This window comes from Paraburkholderia terrae (assembly GCF_002902925.1).
Lineage (GTDB): Bacteria > Pseudomonadota > Gammaproteobacteria > Burkholderiales > Burkholderiaceae > Paraburkholderia > Paraburkholderia terrae.
Genome location: NZ_CP026114.1, coordinates 15,018 through 34,178, shown reverse-complemented (window position 1 = coordinate 34,178; position 19,161 = coordinate 15,018). Strand labels below are relative to the sequence as shown.

At 56.8% G+C, this 19,161-nt stretch carries 14 protein-coding genes and 2 pseudogenes; 5 read left to right on the top strand and 11 right to left on the bottom strand.

Annotated elements, in window-relative coordinates; translation table 11 throughout:
- Window positions 1-61: 61 nt before the first annotated feature.
- Window positions 62-1,006 (top strand): annotated as a pseudogene (locus C2L65_RS41880) (IS110 family RNA-guided transposase); the annotation flags it as partial.
- Between the two features lie 668 nt (window positions 1,007-1,674).
- Here C2L65_RS41880 and C2L65_RS41875 read toward each other — a convergent pair.
- From C2L65_RS41875 to C2L65_RS41860, 3 genes are all read right to left on the bottom strand, one after another.
- Window positions 1,675-2,133, bottom strand: a complete 459-nt coding sequence (locus C2L65_RS41875; RefSeq protein WP_042309185.1) for a DUF2846 domain-containing protein — start codon at window positions 2,131-2,133, stop codon at window positions 1,675-1,677.
- Between the two features lie 571 nt (window positions 2,134-2,704).
- The gene (locus C2L65_RS41870; protein WP_052426892.1) at window positions 2,705-3,289 is read right to left on the bottom strand and encodes a hypothetical protein; all 585 of its coding nucleotides are present in this window, start codon (window positions 3,287-3,289) and stop codon (window positions 2,705-2,707) included.
- 470 nt (window positions 3,290-3,759) lie between these two features.
- A complete protein-coding gene (locus C2L65_RS41860) occupies window positions 3,760-4,110 on the bottom strand; it encodes a DUF4148 domain-containing protein (protein ID WP_042309138.1) in 351 nt (116 codons plus the stop codon).
- 908 nt (window positions 4,111-5,018) lie between these two features.
- Between C2L65_RS41860 and C2L65_RS41855 the strand changes: the two genes are divergently transcribed.
- Both C2L65_RS41855 and C2L65_RS41850 read left to right on the top strand, forming a co-directional pair.
- The gene (locus C2L65_RS41855) at window positions 5,019-6,974 is read left to right on the top strand and encodes an ATP-binding response regulator (RefSeq protein ID WP_081921033.1); all 1,956 of its coding nucleotides are present in this window, start codon (window positions 5,019-5,021) and stop codon (window positions 6,972-6,974) included.
- Window positions 6,975-7,451: 477 nt separating this feature from the next.
- Window positions 7,452-9,065 carry an ATP-binding response regulator gene (locus tag C2L65_RS41850; protein ID WP_158660432.1) on the top strand — a complete coding sequence of 538 codons (1,614 nt, stop codon included), beginning with the start codon at window positions 7,452-7,454 and terminating at the stop codon, window positions 9,063-9,065.
- A 38-nt stretch (window positions 9,066-9,103) separates the two neighbouring features.
- On the opposite strand, the gene C2L65_RS41845 is transcribed toward C2L65_RS41850, so the two are convergent.
- Window positions 9,104-9,808, bottom strand: a complete 705-nt coding sequence (locus C2L65_RS41845) for a LuxR C-terminal-related transcriptional regulator (RefSeq protein WP_081921029.1) — start codon at window positions 9,806-9,808, stop codon at window positions 9,104-9,106.
- 272 nt (window positions 9,809-10,080) lie between these two features.
- Between C2L65_RS41845 and C2L65_RS45930 the strand changes: the two genes are divergently transcribed.
- A complete protein-coding gene (locus C2L65_RS45930; RefSeq protein WP_042309132.1) occupies window positions 10,081-10,272 on the top strand; it encodes a hypothetical protein in 192 nt (63 codons plus the stop codon).
- A gap of 205 nt (window positions 10,273-10,477) precedes the next feature.
- On the opposite strand, the pseudogene C2L65_RS46865 reads toward C2L65_RS45930, so the two are convergent.
- A pseudogene (locus tag C2L65_RS46865) lies at window positions 10,478-10,573 on the bottom strand (tyrosine-type recombinase/integrase); the annotation flags it as partial.
- An 826-nt stretch (window positions 10,574-11,399) separates the two neighbouring features.
- Between C2L65_RS46865 and C2L65_RS41830 the strand changes: the two are divergent.
- Window positions 11,400-13,100: a 3-(methylthio)propionyl-CoA ligase gene (locus C2L65_RS41830; protein WP_042309130.1), complete on the top strand. Its 1,701-nt coding sequence runs from the start codon at window positions 11,400-11,402 to the stop codon at window positions 13,098-13,100.
- A gap of 639 nt (window positions 13,101-13,739) precedes the next feature.
- Here the strand turns inward: C2L65_RS41830 and C2L65_RS41825 are convergent.
- From C2L65_RS41825 to C2L65_RS41805, 6 genes are all read right to left on the bottom strand, one after another.
- Complete coding sequence (locus C2L65_RS41825; RefSeq protein WP_042309129.1) at window positions 13,740-14,831, bottom strand: hypothetical protein; 1,092 nt, start codon at window positions 14,829-14,831, stop codon at window positions 13,740-13,742.
- A 21-nt stretch (window positions 14,832-14,852) separates the two neighbouring features.
- The gene (locus C2L65_RS46860; protein WP_233446756.1) at window positions 14,853-15,308 is read right to left on the bottom strand and encodes a hypothetical protein; all 456 of its coding nucleotides are present in this window, start codon (window positions 15,306-15,308) and stop codon (window positions 14,853-14,855) included.
- Window positions 15,309-15,746: 438 nt separating this feature from the next.
- Window positions 15,747-16,871 (bottom strand): protein-glutamine glutaminase family protein, encoded by a 1,125-nt coding sequence (locus C2L65_RS41815; protein WP_158660431.1) that lies wholly within the window; start codon window positions 16,869-16,871, stop codon window positions 15,747-15,749.
- Window positions 16,872-17,211: 340 nt separating this feature from the next.
- A complete protein-coding gene (locus C2L65_RS45925) occupies window positions 17,212-17,682 on the bottom strand; it encodes a hypothetical protein (protein ID WP_156132308.1) in 471 nt (156 codons plus the stop codon).
- A gap of 200 nt (window positions 17,683-17,882) precedes the next feature.
- On the bottom strand, window positions 17,883-18,092 hold the full coding sequence (locus C2L65_RS46855) for a hypothetical protein (RefSeq protein WP_233446755.1): 210 nt from the start codon (window positions 18,090-18,092) through the stop codon (window positions 17,883-17,885).
- Window positions 18,093-18,288: 196 nt separating this feature from the next.
- Complete coding sequence (locus tag C2L65_RS41805; RefSeq protein WP_042309124.1) at window positions 18,289-18,528, bottom strand: hypothetical protein; 240 nt, start codon at window positions 18,526-18,528, stop codon at window positions 18,289-18,291.
- Window positions 18,529-19,161: the final 633 nt, after the last annotated feature.

Below are 19,161 nucleotides of genomic sequence, written 5' to 3'. Positions count from 1 at the left end.
CGCGGATTAAGCTTGAGGTCGGTTACACCGGCGGCTCAGAGCCGCATTGAGGGGGCAGGTCATGAACAAGTTTAGCAAGTACGTGGGCCTGGATGTACATCAGGAAACGATCGCCGTAGCGGTCGCCGACGCGGGCGGCGAGCTGCGGTATATGGGCGAGATCGTGAACACGCCCGAGGCCATCGCGAAACTGGTCGCGCAGCTCAAGCGCGGCACGGGACGGTTGGCGTTCTGCTACGAAGCGGGCCCCTGCGGCTACACAATTTGCCGACAGCTGCTTGAGCTCAAGCAGGACTGTCAGGTCGTGGCGCCGTCGCTGACTCCGAAGAAGCCGGGCGAACGTGTGAAGACCGACCGGCGCGATGCCCTAAGCCTGGCGCGCCTGCATCGCGCCGGCGAGTTGAGCCCCGTGTGGATTCCGGATGAGGCACAGGAGGCGCTACGCGATCTGACCCGTGCGCGGGAGGACATGAAGCATCTGCAACGCCAGGCCAAGCAACGGCTGCTGTCGTTTCTGTCGCGCCATGGTCATCGCTACGCAGGCCGCTCGAGGTGGACGCAAGCGCACTGGCGCTGGCTGGAAGGCATCAAGTTCGCCCGGCCGGAGCAACAGATCGTGCTGCAGGAATATATCGATACGGTGCAGGCCTGTGGCAAACGCGTGGCCAGCCTCGACCGCGAAATCGAGACGGCCGCGCAGGCCAGCCCGGTCTGGCCGGTGATCGAGGCGTTGATGGCGCTGCGTGGCATCTGTCTGCTCGCGGCTGTGACGGTGGTCGCGGAACTCGGCGATCTCGCACGGTTTGCCGGCGCGCCCGAACTGATGGCGTATCTGGGCCTGGTGCCCAGCGAACACTCCAGCGGCAAGCGCGAGCGCCGCGGCGGTATCACCAAGACCGGCAACAGCCACGTCCGGCGGGTACTCATCGAAGCAGCGTGGACCTATCGTCATGCCGCACGAAAGACCGCGATCCTGCAGCGGCGCGCGGAGCGTACACCGCCGGAGGCGCCTGTATCGCCGCGCTCACGTCACTAGGGAATTCGCCTTCGACGGGCTGTCATCAGCCCTGCGGCCGGTCGAGCGGCCCCACTTCCACGTGCGGATGTTCGAGCGGAACAGTCATCCGGTGCCGTCACTGGGCCCAACTGACGGAGCGGGCAAAATGGTTTTCAGGCTCTCGGGCTCGGTGTTTGTCGACGTAGTTGTCGCGTCACTTCATGCAAACTGCTTTAATTCGGTCCGGGGTGTGCGCTTCGGATCGACCCGGACTTCGTCCTTCAATATCCAATCAGTGGTCTAGCGAGACAACCGTTGCAGGTTGCGCCATGGCCTGCGCATAGAATAGGGGCAATCGTTCTATGCGTGCAAAATCTGGCGGTTTTCACGAAAAGCGACGGACAGATCAACGACTCGCGCAGCTCAAGCTCGCGCGAAATCAAGGAAACGGCAAACTATTGCTGTGCAAGCATCCGCGCCCTGCAACGCCCAGATTTCGCACGGCTGGTACGAATACCCTCCACGCCCGACCGTGACGATCCCCAAGCCAAATCAGCACGCAGACAGGAAGGCGCGCGCCCCACACAGGCGGGGATGCGCGTGACCGCTCGACAGGTGTCGCAGACCATTGAAGATCGGCGCTATCCAACCGGGTTGCCTGGAGAAGGCTTGGCGTCCTATTGTGACGCGGTCGCCGGAACAGTCAGCTTTGACTCCTTCACTCCAGCCTGTCCGGTTTGATCGTCCACGAGTTGGAGCTTATTGCGCGCATACATGATGCCCATCTTGACCTCCTGCCAGACGTAATAGGCCTTACCGGCAACCACGTCGAAGTCCAGCGTAGAATTGTTCTCGGCCTCAGAAAGCAACTGATGATGGCCCGGTGCAACCTCTTCATAAAGGTAAGTCCTGGCAGCCGTCTTGCCGATCGGCTTGCCATCGAGCGAGACATCCATCTTGACGGCGCCCCCCATGCTCTCGTTTCGATAGACGTAAACCGCTGCTTTGTCCTGCGGCGCGTTGAACGTCTTCAGCGCGGCATCCCGCTGCGGATCTCCCATTGGCACGGACGTGCAACCGCCCAAAGCGAGAAGTGACGCACACGACAGCGCGATGAAGGTATGCTTAAACTGCATGGTGGTTTCTCTCATTCGAATTGTAATTGGGTAACTTCAGGAAGCAATTGCGGAATGCGACCATTCGATGGCACGTCATGCCGTTCTCGAATTAACGACCGATTTTTCCGAAGCTTTAACCGCCAGAGCGTTGGGTGATCACCGTGACCAGACGTCGTCGGGCAGGCACCTGTCCCGTATGGCCATACGTTTTATTAAGGTGTGGTTTGCTCCGCCATCGCAAAGGCGCCGTCGACCTCAATACCGAGTTCGGGCTGTTATGTCAAGCAGGTCCGTACAACTCGCCTAACCTGCCCTCCCCGTTCAAACCGGTATGTCCGTTGATCGGCCAGAGCCGCCGTTTGCGCGACCATCGTCCAACGGCGGCTATGATTAGTATTGCTGACGTCGAACACACGATCAGGTCGAACGGCAGCCACATTACCAAGCGGAAAGACCATGCGTTGAACCGGCAGGAAGATCGCGAAGCAGAGTCGGCAAACAGGGCAATAGTGTCTACCGCCAGCGACCACAGTACGCAAGATGCACCCCTACCTCTCGAGCACAGCGTCCCTGTAGTCGCCAACGCTCCTCAGCGTGGTCCTCCTCCCAAGTCGAACTTCTCGCCAACCACGCTTTCCTGAGCACGCATGTTGCACGCTGGCGTTGGGCCGCACGTTGTCTTTCCGTCCAACGCAGTGAAAGGTCCGGCAATTTCTTGGTGGCTTACAACACCGTGAAGTCGGTGACCCCCTTCGGTCAGCACGAATCTAATGTCGATGATGGTCGAAGCGATGGGAGCAGGAAACGTAATGTGCATAACGCCGGTGCAGTTCGAGAAGACTGTATATGTGCCGCTTTCACCCGTATCAAATCCGGTCATCGGATCTGTTAATCCGGGCCGTTTAAACCCGTCACTAGACACGTAGTCAGACCGGGTGAAAGCACCGGTGCCATCAAACCTCTGGATAAACACCGCATCAACGATGTCGGGATTGGGGATTCGGTGTGGATTGCCGTTTGCGTCGATAAAGCCGATGAATTCGCCACGAAGCGAGAAGCCATAGAGGCCTTTGAGCGTCCCGTTTGAACACTGATCTTCTGCATGCGCCGTACCACTTGCGGTGAACAATGCGGCGCACGCGAGCACCGCTCCTTTCCAGAATTTGCGGGTCATTTTTCATCTCCTGTTTGCGGGTTGAGAGGGCTGTGGACATCGCCTGCTCCGAACTTTGGTTTTATCCGGGTCCCGATTGGAGCGAGAGCGGGCGGGCGGCGTATGAATGCCGCCGCAACGCGGACATGGCTCGATAATTCACTATTGGGATGCTCGTGACCTTTGTGCTGCAACAGGGTCGAGCGTCTTGACGGCCATACCCGACACTCAGGTCGGAATTTCGGTTGGGCTCCTTCGCGCCAGGTGGCTCGGTGGCTTTGCGGCCTGGTGTGACATAACGCAGCCTTGCATCCTGCTACCGGGAAAGTGCGGACATGATCGTTCTCCTGCAAATATGTCGATGCCCCGTCACGTGGAAGCAAAGCGCGAAAGGAGGGCCATGCGTTAGCCTGATTCGGACGCCGCTGATGATGCTGCTCCCAGACGATGCCGGGATGTTATCCGGATCGTCGGGGCGGTTTCTGGTACGGTTAGTTACCGAAGAAAAGGTTGCAGTAACTTGCGGGGCCGACGCACGACGATGGCGAGGGGTGCGGCAGATGTGAGTCACTGCCGGCGGCTGAAGTGCCGTTGAGCGTCGTGCCGCCAACGGCGTTGGCCGTCTGCTGGCTGTCCTGTGCGGCGATCTTTGATTCAGCTGCCTGAATCCCTGCGGGATATGTTGTGTGGTCGCCGCTGCCGACATGATATCCGGCCTCCTCGAGACGGATCAGTTCCGCGCGCACTTGCGCGCGAGTGAGGGGTTCGGTGCTCTGAGCGAAGCTGACGACCGGGCTGGCGAATGCACCGATGGCGAGGAGAAGGTATGCAAGCGTTTTCATGATGAAGCTCCTTGAATCGTTGAAGGGGAACGTCGTGTTACGACAGCTTGAACGCTGGTGAGCATCCGAAGTACGCCGTGCAGAAACTCGCCGGCTCGACGCAGGCGGACCAGATATGGCCGCGTTGAAGAAACCGATAGGTGTCGCCGGAGGCGATAGAGCGGACGCGACCTCCTCACGATGTTCGTCGCACACATGGCATGGTTCTGGAGACAGCCTCTCCTCCTCCCGGCTCGGAAGGAAACGCTTAAGCCGCGCTCGCGCAACCAATAAGGGGCCCGCTTCGCACCAGAAGGGTCAGAATCACGCGCTTCAGTCTCACATGTCCTCATTTAGGGCCAACTGAACACAATGCCAAATGCCTCGTCGCAGTCGGGGCGAGAAGATGTGAGGCCGTCATAGCGCGATGAATTACGCCCTCCTTGCATCAAATTATGTTTCATTATTTCTTCGTTTAACCACGTAATTTGTGATTATGTTGGACATTTGATGTTCGGCGTTAAATGTTCCCTTAGGGGCTAGTGAATGTTCGAGATCGATTTTCAATTATTCGTTTAAGTTGCTACTTGAAATTACGGTGCGAACACCGGTTAATACAATTAAATGTCGACGCGCGACATTGTGCTGCGGCTACCAAAATTTCTCGACTGATGCTGTGGCGCCATGCAGTACTCGCAACTCCCAGTTGACATCGTCAAGCACTACTAGTGTCTATAGCCTTACCCTCCCCCGTCAGTTTTTACGGTTTCCAAAAGAAATAGGCGCAGTCGACACCCGTATTGAGGATGCCAAACTTACGTGTAACCCGAACTTTTGTTCGGCAAGCAACGGAACGCTTGTCCATCGACTTGTTGACGGACCGGTAGCACAATGTAGCGCATGCTGAAGCGGATGCCCGGAGGCCTTCCATGAGGTCCTGTGCTCAAAAACGACGTGATTCTGACGCGGACGGAACGACTGGGGGCAGCAGATCACCGGGTATTAGTGAAACGATTCAGACAACCGGGCGCCGCCGACTCACTGAATTTGTGAATCTTTTTCTTGGACCGGTTGCCGCACTGAGTGCCGAGCAAGATCTCCTCGTCAAACGCGAGTTGTTACGTTCACTTTCACGTCGAGCGGCATATTGGATCGCGCTACTGTTGGTTGGAGGTTCGTTCTGGTTCGTATTTGGATTGTGGGATCCGAACTTCAGATTTGTATCTCTCTTCCGTACCGTCTGGATCTTCGGACTGTGGTCCATCGTCGCTCCGATGGCAGCATACCTGCTGAATAAGACAATGGCGCTCGCAAAGCACGCTGGCGTCAACGCGATCGAACAGATGAACTGGGAATGGACTGCACTGGTCACGCTTACATCGTTTTGGTGGGCGGCGGCCAGCTTTGGGCTAGTCCCACCCAACTACACGCACCCGCCCCTCCATGGTTATTATTTTAAATTGAATGGATATAACTTCGTCGAACTCACAATTATCAGCTATGCATTTGCTTTGTTACTGCTAGCACCCAGTCTTAGAGCTACCTTAGGTTCACTCATGTTCGGCGTTATCCCGTTCGGGTTCAGCGTGGCACCGATTTTTTTTACTAAACGGCCGGGAATGTTTGACTGGTATGCGGCTCTGCTAGTTGGATATTTCTTCATGGCATGGTTTATTTGCAACGATCAGAAGCGCTCATGTGTAAACGAGGTAATTCTCGAAGAAGCGCGATCTCAGGCTGAAGCGGCAATTGCAGAAAAGAACCAGTTCATCGCCGCGATAAGCCATGACTTGCGTCAGCCGCTCACCACGCTCGGCCTGAAGTTGAATTATCTTGGGCGAAACGTTGAATCGGCCCGGCTGGCCGAGGACGTCTCGATTGCGCAAAGACAGGTGGCTGCAATGGAAGGCATGATCAACGGCGCACTGGATATCAGCCGCCTCGAGTCCGGCACCTGGAATGTTGAAATTCAGGACGTGGTGCTACCTTCCCTTTTACTCGACATCGTTGTGGATATGCAGCCGCTGGCCGATGCCAAGGGGTTGAAGTTGGGATTCCATAGCCGCCCCTGTCTGGTCCGTACGGATCGACATGCACTGGACAGGATCGTTCGGAATATGGTGATCAATGCGGTCCGCTACACGCCTTCCGAACAGGGAGGAAAGAAAGGACATGTTCTGGTGAGCTGCCAAAGGCGTGGCAACCACATGAAGATAAGCGTGTGGGACAACGGGATCGGTATCCCTGAAGACAGACAGGCGGATATCTTCAAAAGCTATGTACAGGTCGACAACCCCGAGAGAAATCGTGAGAAAGGATTCGGGTTGGGTCTGTCGATTGTCCAGGGTCTCGCGAACCTTCTTGGTCACAAACTGGACGTGGACTCGACACCAGGGCGGGGATCGCGTTTTTCCGTCACCGTCCCCTTCATAGGGCTCGTACCGCCAGAATTGCACGAGGTTCAAACGGCTGAAAGCGACGACCCGGACCTGACCAATATGGTCGTTGTGATCATCGAGGACGATAGCGATTTGAGAATCGAAATATCGATGCGCCTGATCGAGCGGGGATGCTATGTCGTGGCCGGCGAATCATCGCACGACGTCATCACGCAGTTGCGCATTGAGGCTTTGGCAAGTGACCCGCACTTCATCCTGTCCGACTACCGGCTGGAACACGAGAACGGTATTGCTGCAATTGCGGCAGTCCGTACCGCTATCGACTCATCGATTCCTGCGATCCTGTGGTCGGGAGACACCTCGTCAGTGGTGCTCAAAAAAGTCGCCGCCAGCGGAATGCAATTTTTGTCGAAGCCGGTTTCGGAGCGGAGCCTGTTGACCATACTGGCGAAACACAAGCCAAAGGCGTTGACCGAACACGGGTAACAAGGATGGAAGTCGCAAGAGCGTGTTTCGCCTCGCGCACTACCAGCCCCTGTCAGGCGAGTAATGGAACACCTGTCCGTCGACTGGCTGGCGGACCGTTAGCACAATGCAGTACATGCTGAAGCTGATACCCGGAGGCTTTCCATGACATCCTGTACTCAAACACGACCTGAGTCTGACGAGAGCCTGAAGCACGGTGCCCACAGATCACAGGGTGTGAGTGAAGCGGTTCAGACAACCTGGCGCCACAAACTCGCTGAATTTGTGAATCTATTATTGGGACCAGTTGCAGCACTCAGTACCGGGCGGAATCTGCTTGTCAACCGCGAGTTATTGCGATCGCTTTCCCGTCGATCGGTGTGTTGGATCGTGCTACTGTCGGTTGGCAGTTCGCTCCTGTCCGTATATGGGGCGTGGATAAAAACTTCGTATATCTACATCTGTTTTCGGGCTGTCTGGGTTCTTGGAATGTGGGGAATGGCCGTTCCCATGGCAACATACTTACTGAAAAAGACAATGGCGCTCCCGAAGTACGCCGGCGTCAACGCGATCGAACGGATGCACTGGGAATGGACTGCACTGGTCATACTGACATCGTGCTGGTGGGCGGCAGGTAGCTTCGGATTAATCCCACCCGACTTCTCGAACCATGCTCCTTACATAAAATTGGCCAGATTTGGTTTCTTCGAGTATACGTTGATCAGCCATGCATTTACTTTGCTGCTGCTCGCACCTAGTCTCCGCGCGGCTTTGGGCTCACTCGTGCCCGGCTCAATGCCATTCTTGTTTAGTATCGTACCGCCGCTATTTGTTTATCGACCATGGATGCTTGTCTTTTATACGGCTCAGCTCATTGGCTTTTGTTTCATCGCATGGCTTATTTTCCATAATCAGAAACGCGCATGCGTAAAGGGGGTCATTCTTGATGAGGCGAGATCGCGGGCTGAAGCGGCAAAGGCGGAAAAGAACCAGCTTATCGCCGCGATAAGCCATGACTTGCGTCAGCCGCTCACCACGCTCGGCCTGAAGTTGAATTATCTCGGGCGAAACATTGAATCGGCCCGGCTGGCCGAGGACGTCTCGATTGCACAAAGACAGGTGGATGCGATGGAGGATATGATCAACGGTGCACTGGACATCTGCCGCCTCGAAGCGGGCACCTGGAATGTAGAAATTCAGGACGTGGTGCTACCTTCCCTTTTACTCGACATCGTTGTGGATATGCAGCCGCTGGCCGATGCCAAGGGGTTGAAGTTAGGACTCCATAGCCGCCCCTGTCTGGTCCGTACGGATCGACATGCACTGGACAGGATCGTCCGGAATATGGTGATCAATGCGGTCCGCTACACGCCTTCCGAACAGGTAGGAAAGAAAGGACATGTTCTGGTGAGCTGCCAAAGGAGCGGCAACCACGTGAAGATAAGCGTGTGGGACAACGGGATCGGTATCCCTGAAGACAGACAGGCGGATATCTTCAAAAGCTATGTACAGGTCGACAACCCCGAGAGAAATCGTGAGAAAGGATTCGGGTTAGGCCTGTCGATTGTCCAGGGTCTCGCGAATCTTCTTGGTCACAAACTGGACGTGGAATCGACACCAGGGCGGGGATCGCGTTTTTCCGTCACCGTCCCCTTCATAGGGCTCGTACCGCCAGAATTGCACGAGGTTCAAACGGTTGAAAGCGACGACCCGGACCTGACCAATATGGTCGTGGTGATCATCGAGGACGATAGCGATTTGAGAATCGAAATATCGATGCGCCTGATCGAGCGGGGATGTTATGTCGTGGCTGGCGAATCATCGCACGACGTCATCACGCAGTTGCGCATTGAGGCTTTGGCAAGTGGCCCGCACTTCATCCTCTCCGACTACCGGCTGGAACACGAGGACGGTGTTGCTGCAATCGCGGCAGTCCGTACCGCTATCGACGCATCGATTCCTGCGATCCTGTGGTCGGGGGACACCTCGTCAGCGGTGCTCAAAAAAGTCGCCGCCAGTGGCATGCAGCTTTTGTCGAAGCCGGTTTCGGAGCAGACCTTGTTGACCATACTTGCAAAACATAACCCGCAGATATCATCCGAAGGCGGATGAAAGTGATGCCAAGGGGAACATCGCGCGGTCAGCAGAGGTCAAGACAGTCCCTTATCTGCTGCCTCCCTTCCAAGGGCCAGTTCGGCATTGACTCTAAGTGCAGCTTCAACGCGGTTTCTGACTTGTAGCTTGTCGTAAATAACACAGGAAACCTGTCGGACATGTCCCTCAGAGACGTTAAGCTCTCTTGCGATCTGTTTTCCTGAGAGGCCACGTGCAATGCAACGCGCCAAGTCCCATTCTCGCGGAGACAGTCCAAGATGACGCTGGTTTAGGCTAGCTGAGGGCGCTTGCGTCGAGCAGGTAAAGCGCAGCAAGACTTCTTCCGGAATCCAGAGTTCACCTCCTAAAATCCTGCTCAGTCCAATGAACATTTTTTTGTGCGCGCCTCCTTTCAAAAGGATTCCTCGAGCGGCGTAGTCGCGCATGCACATTCGCAAAATTTCAACGTCGTGATCGTTTCCAAGAGCGAGTCCCGTACAGATGACCACGGGAACATTGGATGAATTCCCGGCGTGGAAACGTTCAAGTGTCGTGGCGCCACGATTATCGCCATCCAGATTAAGATCCAGGAATACCAGGTCAGGAGGAGGCGCCTTGGCTACTTCTTCAAGTGCGCTGGCAAGCGTAAATACGGGCGTGACTTCGATTGGAGTCGCACCCAACTCCGACGCGTGTGTTTGGACGTATTCGGAGAGAGCTACGCAAAGAATCTCGTGATCATCGACCCATAGGATTTTCACGCTCGCTTCTCCTCTTCATTTCTTGGAGAAAAGCAATCGATAGCGCGCTACGCTTGTGCACAGCACCGCTTTGTAGCTTAGAGCATATCGGGCGACGTCGCATAGCCCGAAGGATGGACAGAGTATATCGAATTGGGCCTCCCCGGCGATCTTGACCAGGACGGTGGTCCGCATTTGGTGGTGGCGCGCCGACAGCTTCGCGGCGATATGTTTGCGAAATACCGACAGCTTGGTGCCCCGCATGCGCGACGTGCATCCCTGGACCGTGGTATATGACCGATCACGCTATCGGAATCATCACGACGTACGTTCGAAACGTCGGTCGGGTGACGGACGTCGCCATCGGCCCTGTCGGCGATCTGTACCTCGTCAACGGCCCCGAAGTCATTCGCCTGGATCACGACACGCTGAAAACCCAGACGGTCGTCGACGCGCTTGAGATTTCGGAGCAGACTGAAATCTAGCGCAGCTGGTTCTGGTCGCACGAAACGATGCTACGTCGGGATCCTTGCACCCGCTGGAAAACGCCGCCTTTTCACGGCGCACACCCTGAACTGCCCTTCGACCGATCTGGCGTCGATAGCCGCTCTCGTGAGCCGAGCCGACGTTCAAATGTTTGGCTGGGAAGGCAGTTGAATGGCGAGTGAGAGATGGCCGGGTCCGTGTGGAAACCGCAGACGCGTTCTTCGCGCGTTTGTAAATCAGGGTTGCCTTCGTACGGCGCATCGAATGCGTGCCGTACGCTGTTGGATCAAGCCCCGCTGAGTATCACGCGGTTGCTTAGCGAACCTGACATTCCCGGCAGTTCGACGTTGAGAAAGGGACGTGTGACTATCTCACCGAGGTCGCTAGCTGATTCTCGCGCAAGGCGGATTATCTCGCCTGGCCGTGATGTTCCTGCCGATCGAGCGTAGCCGCCGCCGCTCGAATGTGCACATCGCAGTTTTGGTGAACGACGGCTCGTCGCCGGTTCCCGTCTCGTGCAACTGGCATAGACACCTCGACCTCGCAAGGCGGCGTTCGGCAGCAAGCGACCCTCTCCGCCCGTTGGGGTTAGTACGGCGTGATCGGCGGTTCGAGGTGCAGCGGCCGTCGCTACCATGCGTGACGGCGACGGTATGTCAGTCAACGCCTCCGAACTTAAAGCGGTTGGTGCCACGCAATCTCACAAGTAGCATCCGCGAAGGACGATAAGCGACGCCCTCCGGACCGTCTCGTTAATTAGCCAACTAAATGACCTCTTCGCGCAAGCTGCAATTGAGCCCCCCTGGAAGTCCTCTCTTGCACGGTCGCAACGACCACGAGCGCGAAACACCAGCAATTTTCATGTTAGCCATTTGCAACGCGTCTGGGGCTAACCTATCTTGAATCACTGAACGGGAGTTACCAATTGGAGTTTCTCAAACGCCGATAGCCCGGCTTTCAGCCGGCCGATTCGAGCGTGCGCAGTCAGCCACCACGCGTCAACGGGAAACATTGAGAACGCGAGTGCTCGCTCATTGCACTCGAAAGCCTGGCCCCGCCATACCGTTCCGGCCGGTCCTCTTACCCACTTTATTCAAGTTCGCGAGCACAGCACGGAGACTCAGCCATGACGACACCGCTGCGTGGACAAATGATGGACGTGCCGTTGACGGTTTCTTCGTTGCTCGCGCATGCCTCACGCTTTTTCGGCACGACAGAAATCGTGTCAAAACGCATCGAGGGCGACGTGCATCGCTACACGTATCGCGACTGCGAGAAGCGCGCGAAGCAGCTCGCGCAGGGGCTGATCGCGCTAGGCGTCGAAGCAGGCGACAGGATCGGCACGCTCGCATGGAACGGCTACCGGCATCTGGAGACGTACTACGGCACGACTGGTTTCGGCGCCGTGTGTCACACGATCAATCCACGGCTTTTTCCCGAGCAGATCGCCTATATCGTCAATCACGCCGACGACCGCTATGTGATGTTCGACGCCACCTTTGCCGCGCTCGTCGACGTGCTCGCGCCCCAATGCCCGAACGTGCAAGGCTGGATCGCGCTCGCCGACGACGCGCATCTGCCCCGGTTGGCCACGCCGGTCATTGGCTACGAGGCGCTCGTGTGCGCACAGGACGGTGACTTCGATTGGCCGGTACTCGACGAACGGCTCGCGTCCTATCTCTGCTACACGTCGGGCACGACGGGCAATCCGAAGGGCGCGCTGTACTCGCACCGCTCGACCGTGCTGCATGCGTACGGCGTGTCGCTGCCCAACGCCTCAGGCCTGTCCGCGCGCGATTGCGCGCTGCCGGTTGTCCCGATGTTCCATGTGAACGCGTGGGGCATTCCCCATGCCGCGCCGCTGACGGGTGCGAAGCTCGTGCTTCCAGGCAAGGATCTGGACGGCAAGTCGCTCTATGAGCTGATGGAGGCCGAGCACGTGACCTATTCGGCGGGTGTGCCGACCGCGTGGCTCGGACTGCTGAACTACGTGCGCGAAGCTGGCTTGCGCTTTGGGTCGCTGGAGCGCACGGTGATTGGCGGATCGGCGTGCCCGCCTGCACTGCTCAGGATGTTCAGGGACGACTATGGGGTCCAGGCCATCCATGGGTGGGGCATGACGGAGATGTCGCCGCTCGGTACCGTGTCAAGACTCAACCGGGAGCAGACGATGCGCTCGCCGGACGAGCAGCGCAGGCTGCTTGAGAAGCAGGGACATGTGATTTACGGCGTCGACATGAAAGTCGTTGGCGACGGGGGGCGCGAACTGCCGTGGGACGGCGTTGCGTTCGGCGACCTGCACGTGCGCGGGCCATGGGTTATCGACGGTTATTTCCGCAGCGATGTGTCGCCGCTTATCGACGGCTGGTTTCCGACGGGTGACGTTGCAACTATCGATCATGACGGCTTCATGCGCATCACTGATCGCAGCAAGGATCTGATCAAGTCCGGCGGCGAATGGATCAGTTCGATCGAGATAGAGAACCTGGCGGTCGCGCATCCCGCGGTGGCGGAAGCAGCGTGTATTGCCTGCGCGCATCCGAACTGGAAAGAGCGGCCGCTGCTGGTGGTCGTAAAGCGCCCCAATGCCGACGTGACCCCAGATGAGTTGCTTGGATTCTACGAAGGCAAGGTCGCCAAGTGGTGGATCCCAGATGATGTCGTCTTCGTCGACGAGCTTCCTCACACTGCGACTGGGAAGGTGAATAAGCTGAGGCTACGCGAGCAGTTCCGCGATCACATATTGCCGTCGGCTCGCAATACCGAGAACTGTCCACTTGCCGATCGGGGAATCGCGGGCTCCGGGTCAACGCCTGTGCCCGAATGATTGTAGGAAGCTGCTAAAGGACCTCCATCACGGTGGTGCAGATTCGTGCGATCGGCGTAATCGGATTTCACAGTCTAGGTTTCCCCGTAGATTTCCGCACCCGGAGGCGCGCGAACGGGGTGGGGAAACGCCCGGAAAACCGTTTGCGGAGGCGGCACCGACGTTTGAACGTCTGTCCGAAAGCTCGGTCGAATGACCCTTCATGGCCGCTTTGCGTCATGCGCTACACGATGTATCTCACCGGGATGGCCATAATTCAAACTACAAGCTGCGCCTATACTGACTGAAGTTCGCCCCTGTGCGGGGTTGGGTTAGGGCGGGAAGTCGAAGTGAAGGAAACCATAGTGTGCGACGGCGAGGCGCCACAACTGGACGCGCCGACCAATGACGGCTTTGACAATCGCCTACCGGCGCGGCCCGCCGTCCCTTCCTAGAGTAGAACCGACGCCTGAGTGTCCGACCATCTTCGTGACCGCCCAATTACCTATGCTCCAGGCCGACTGTTGCCCGGCGAGGCCGTGTGCAAACATAGGCTAAACGCGAAGTTCAAGAAAGGCGCCCCTTCAGATCCCGCCGTATTGGCTTGGTGGTGCTTCGGGAAAGGTAAAGCGGTACCCGAAACCGGGTAATTTTGGGTTTTCACACGGCATCCGACGATTGCGGACGGACTATCACCAGGTCTTTCCCGGGCAGGATTATGGTTGGACCGGATCCCGCCGGAACACGAACTACCCAACGACTGCCCAATGAATTTAGGACCTCGACATTCTCAATTGCAGTCTCACCGCTATCGCAATTCAACAAGAGGTGCTCTGCAGCTGCGTGGATTGTCCTGCAAGCGGTCGTGTCAACGATCACTCTGACGGGAGCCTTCTCTGCAATGCCGATCGCATTTGCGACGTATCTCGGGTACAAGCCAGGAGCACCGAGCAGAAATGCCACCTCCAGAAGGACAACCACTCCAAAACCGACCCGCAACGCCAGATCACCGGCACCTATTGCGACCTGCGCACAGCCAAGGGCCATCACGACGCTAACGGTCATGAGAAAGCGTGCATCACTGTGGGCGCTGGGAGATCCACTGCGTACAACCAGCAACGTCAGCAGCGAAATAACTGCAGCGAAGCCTACGGTAAACACCGAGGCGATAAAAGTGCTTCGCTTTTCCAGTCCATCTACCCCCCAGATCAAAGGAGAGAATGCTACGTGTAACGACGCCCAGATGAAGACGTTCGTTGCTACTCCCCAGTAGACAGCGTTCTCAAATTGCTCGCGATGAGGAAAATATACGAACATTGAGATCAACGCTATCGCTGCAAGCTGCGTCCAAAAGTAACGGCTAACCAGATGTTTCGTAGCTACTTTCCGGTGCCTCGGGACCAGATCCCCAGGTCGGAGACCCATAAACTGATAAATCAGCGCAGGCATGGAGAAGGAAATCCAGAGTGATCCGAGCAGTGCCGCACCCATGACCCCCGCTTGCACGGCAACGAGTGCCCCTTGAGCGAAAGAGATATCAGGTGTGAAATTTAACGATCCGTAGTAAATGGTCAGGCAGATGAGACCGAATGCCGAGGCGGCAGGAACGATTCCCGCCGATAGTTTCAGAATTCCTGTTTCCCTAAGCCAACGGCCGATGCGCTCGGCGGTGTAATCGTTGATCGTGTTTTGCATCTCAAATATGATGAATTTTCGCGACGACGCGCGAATGCTCTGGGTGAGGATTGGCATGCCGCTCAGCCACCAGTTTTACTAGCCGGCCACACACGCAAATGTCAGTTCCGCTTCCTGCGGGGTCCAGCCGCGAACGCCGTGGGTCTGAATGTCGACCTGATGCATCTGTCGACCCTGTTGTCTGCAGTATTCATCGGCGCGCCGCAGACTTGTCGCCTTGATTTCTCCCCAAGGAGTCATTCCACCGCGTACTTGGGTCGTCACGGTGTAATGCCCATCACCCGCCGGCGTCACTTCTGAGATCGAGGTACACGCTGAGACGAGGATAACGGCTGCAACAGCAGCAGATTGCCTGATTTTCATGTTGCGTAGATATGGATCTTTGACCGGTTGCAGCTGCGCCGCGCGCAAATGGGCATCGCGAATCGTCCGTCGCCAGCCGAATACTGTTTTGGATAGTCCTAACTGGAGTATGAAGACCGAGAGCGCTTGCCAATTATCACGCCCGACGTATTGCAAAGCCCGCTGGAGCAATCAATTCCTCGCCCATGACTAAGGCTAACGGCGCGACGACAGGAAACTTGAATCCACCACCCACAGGCCTTTGTCTGGCCGGTTGGTCAAGCAGAAGAACACGTGCCGGTTCTTCAGGAATGGCTATAGCCGTATCCAGGCGATCGCCGAGCGGGCGTGTGTCCAATCTTGTTTCGTAGGGTCGGCAGGCGGAAGCAACCGGTTATCAACAGGCTTACGCACAGAAGTTGTGGATAACCCCAGCATGGTGAACGCCCGGACCTGACATGGATCGAAGCGCCGACGGACCATGGCGGGTTTATGTTCGCGACGGCGACACAGTCTCTTGATCTCCTGATCGCCGAGCTCAACGTTGCGTCGACACTCGGTATCATGCTCCCTGCCCAGTTCAAGCTTTTGCGTCTTGAGACTATTAGTGCGAGGGCAATACTCCGCGGCTCATGGGCAGTTGAAAGGAGGGGGGCCTGAATCGGCTGTCTGTTTCAAAAGCTCCGCCTGCCCGATGTTAAGGTCGAACTGAAATTGAGACTCGGTACCCGGCGAAACTCCGCTCGCAGGAAACTGCATGTAATAGTCGTCTTGACCGGTGTAGACGATCTCCCATTTCGAAACGCCCGGTGACGCGCGGCTAAAGATCGCCATCCACACGCTTACGGGCGTCGGCCTTGACGTGAACGCGGGATCGAATACCATGTCCTGCCACATCCAAACGTACGGGTCTCGTACGCACACGACCGGCGCCGTGTGATATGGGAATGTGACCATGCAGGATGGATCGTTTAGCGTTCGCGCGGTAATGAACGTGTGGTCTGACTGCCTGATCCAAATCACCCGGGGATGATAACCCTTGGCCTTCATCACGAGACACATGGCGTGGCAACGGGCATTGCACAAGTTCTTGGGCAGCAGGAACGGGATACAAGTGGGCGAGGGGGCCGTTGGGTCGCAACTCAGCGATGTCAGCGCCCCGAACATCTGGGCCGCCTGCTGGGAACTTATACAACCAAAAAACGGTGGCCGCAGGATACTGGTTGCTCGTAGCATTAGCGTCCACCACGCGGGCACGAGACGTGGCGGATCAGCGGGCGGGGCGTGGCTGCTCTTGGGAAATTGCACGTCGATGATACGGCCGTCGTCGTGCGCGACGATGACGCGGTTCGCCGTTTCGGTCGCACGACGCAGACCGCCATACCAGTCGTCGAAGTGGCCTGAATTCCGAGGTAGGCGGTACGGTAGTATCGATCCCTCGAGCAGGACGAGCACGCTGTCGACGTTGTCAGCAAGGTGCAGTACCTTCCCGACGAATGGCACGCGAATGCTCCTGATAACGCCTTCGCCGTCAAGCCGGAGCCAGACAGGATGTTGAACCTGCTGCAGCAAAATCAGGATCTGGCGATAAAGGGGGGTTCTGCGGTCGGCCCCGTCAAGGGTAGCGCGATCGCCTGTTTCCAGTTCGACTGTCAACTCGTGCGGCTCGGCCGGATCGCCTTGACGTTGCATCGTGAGCGCTCGAATCTGCGACAGACGGTCGAGGCCGCTAGAAGCGTTTGATTCCGATGGCATCGCACCTTCTCCGCCATGACTGATGGGAACAGGTTAGTGCGTCAGCGGAGGGACATATCGTCGTAAGTAAGCGATATGTACGCTGGCGCACATATCGGTTCAAGGGTTGATAGCAGCACCTTGCCGTACAGGTTGCCAATACATCCGTAGTCCATTGGGCCAGGGCAAACCTGCGTATTATTCCACGCCCCAGTTTCGGGCGCGGGTCGGCTTTGGAACGCGAGAATGAGGTTCGGTTCGGTCAGATGTGTTCAGGAACAGTCGTTTAGGTATCCTAATTGCAATTGACATACGGTTTTTGTCACCTTTTATACGGACGCGTAAAAGAAGCAAGGCAAGGTCAAGGAGAGCCGCTCATATTCCCGGGGTATCGCCACTTATTATCTGATTTATGCCCAAGAACGACATATCGAACGTCACCGCGTTTATTCCAGCCAGGAATGTCTTTCTGATCGTTGGCCAGTATCTGAAAGGTGTAAAGATAATCACTGTTACCAGTCCCCGCATACGAGGTTTTGATAGCTGCTGCCGCGAGATGGTTCCTGTCAATGAAGGATTCGCCTGATGGCCATGGGGCCTTGTCGTGCAATATCTCATTTCCACGGATTTCCGCCCGGAACCGACCGACGCCGGGCGGATCATCCGGGTTCCAACCAGTGATATATGCTGTATTGGTTGATGAATAGGGGGACCAGAGGGTGAACTGCCAGTGGTCTTTAAGCGCCGCTTGCGCGCTTCCCGCACGCACGCCCGCGCCCATCGTCGCCAATCCAACAAGCGACCCAAGTAATATCCTGCGGTTCTCATTCATAGTTGTCTCCCAACTACCCCGGATACTACTCCCTAGCTACACCGCCGAATCCCTTTATTGCGCAACGGTCCTAGATACCAATGATCAACGTTTTGGAGCCAGATCGTCCAGCGCCTTCAGCCCGTCTTCGGCCGTGAGAAACACCTGCACTTCGAGTCGCACAGCCTCAAGCTCAAGATCGCCCGACTCGTTGACGGCCTTCAGGTCTCGCAGGATGATCCTCCAAGCCTTGCCCGTCGCCGCGAAACCCTCCAGCAGCTGGCGCGATTCTTCATGAAATGGATCTTAACCTCGTCGGCGATGGGCATCTGCATGTCGAGCGACTTGCGCCAGAGATCCATCGACGCGAGCATGAAGTCGGGATCGAACTCCACGACAATCGGCTTCGCCCGTTTCACTGCGTCTTCCATCGCGTTCGTCTCGTATTCAGATTGTGCGGCGCCACCACGACTGAGCATAGGCCACGCCGTCGACGAACTCCGTGCCGCTCAGCACGAAACTGCCACTGGGCGCGGCTTGCGAGGCTAGCTGGACGGGTGTGCGATGAGGATGGCCGATAGTAACGGTAACGGAAGCGCTTGTCGCGCTTCCGCGGACTCTCGGGATCTATTTCTCGAGGACGACAAGCCAGTTGCTGCCGTATGGCGCTGCACACCCGGCGCCCATGGTACTAGTTACCATCCATCCCTGATCGATGGCAAATGTGAGGGCATCCTTACGAATATCGTTTGGATGCGCGTAGTAGTCGGGGTCGCCCGCAGTGAATGACGAGACGACTCCACGATCTCCGCCGGAAACAACCACTACGCGTTGCTGCTTGACGGCCAGGGGGCGTTGATCGCTCATCACGTGCTCCACTTTTCTAGGATCACTAGGAACACCCCACCTCCAACGCTGACTGCTGGAGCGGCTGGATCAACATAGTTGCCATCAGTTCCCGCGCCGACCATACCGCTTACCGAGTAGCCCTGACCCAGCAACCAGGGTAGTGCATCCGTGCGATGTTTTGCTTCGTCGGGATCACCCATCAACAAAGACGATTGACCTGGGCCGACCGTGCCCATACCGACCACTAGGACCGCCCTCGTTAGCTTCGTAGCATCTTGTGCCGTATAACCCATCTTTACCCTCTTAAGTAATTGAGCCAATACAACTTCGCCACATTCAAGCGACCATCCATTTCACTCCCACCCTTATCGTGGGGGTAGTCATCCCGATGAGCGCGTTGAGTTCGCAGTGTGGGTTGGCTGATCGCTTACGTTCCTTATACAGCGGCCTGAATCCTTGAGCGGGCAATGCGTCAATTCCGAATGGGAGTAGCGGAGCCGCTACCTGTCACGCTCACGATCCGCGATTCCTCGATCAGCAACCCCGGCAACTGCTTGGCATGGTCGGGATTTCCGCTATGTAGCACCGAGACAAAACCGTCGCGACCTGACACGATCAAAAGTTTCTGGCTGTTCACCACCACTGCTTTTT

Coding starts and splice junctions, on each gene's coding strand:
- C2L65_RS41815 (WP_158660431.1), bottom strand. CDS start 16,871: ATGCCATCGGAATCAAACGCTTCTAGCGGCCTCGACCGTCTGTCGCAG.
- C2L65_RS41825 (WP_042309129.1), bottom strand. CDS start 14,831: ATGCCAATCCTCACCCAGAGCATTCGCGCGTCGTCGCGAAAATTCATC.
- C2L65_RS41830 (WP_042309130.1), top strand. CDS start 11,400: ATGACGACACCGCTGCGTGGACAAATGATGGACGTGCCGTTGACGGTT.
- C2L65_RS41850 (WP_158660432.1), top strand. CDS start 7,452: ATGGCCGTTCCCATGGCAACATACTTACTGAAAAAGACAATGGCGCTC.
- C2L65_RS45930 (WP_042309132.1), top strand. CDS start 10,081: ATGACCGATCACGCTATCGGAATCATCACGACGTACGTTCGAAACGTC.
- C2L65_RS46855 (WP_233446755.1), bottom strand. CDS start 18,092: ATGGAAGACGCAGTGAAACGGGCGAAGCCGATTGTCGTGGAGTTCGAT.
- C2L65_RS41855 (WP_081921033.1), top strand. CDS start 5,019: ATGAGGTCCTGTGCTCAAAAACGACGTGATTCTGACGCGGACGGAACG.
- C2L65_RS41870 (WP_052426892.1), bottom strand. CDS start 3,289: ATGACCCGCAAATTCTGGAAAGGAGCGGTGCTCGCGTGCGCCGCATTG.
- C2L65_RS41805 (WP_042309124.1), bottom strand. CDS start 18,528: ATGAGCGATCAACGCCCCCTGGCCGTCAAGCAGCAACGCGTAGTGGTT.
- C2L65_RS41875 (WP_042309185.1), bottom strand. CDS start 2,133: ATGCAGTTTAAGCATACCTTCATCGCGCTGTCGTGTGCGTCACTTCTC.
- C2L65_RS45925 (WP_156132308.1), bottom strand. CDS start 17,682: ATGAATGAGAACCGCAGGATATTACTTGGGTCGCTTGTTGGATTGGCG.
- C2L65_RS41860 (WP_042309138.1), bottom strand. CDS start 4,110: ATGAAAACGCTTGCATACCTTCTCCTCGCCATCGGTGCATTCGCCAGC.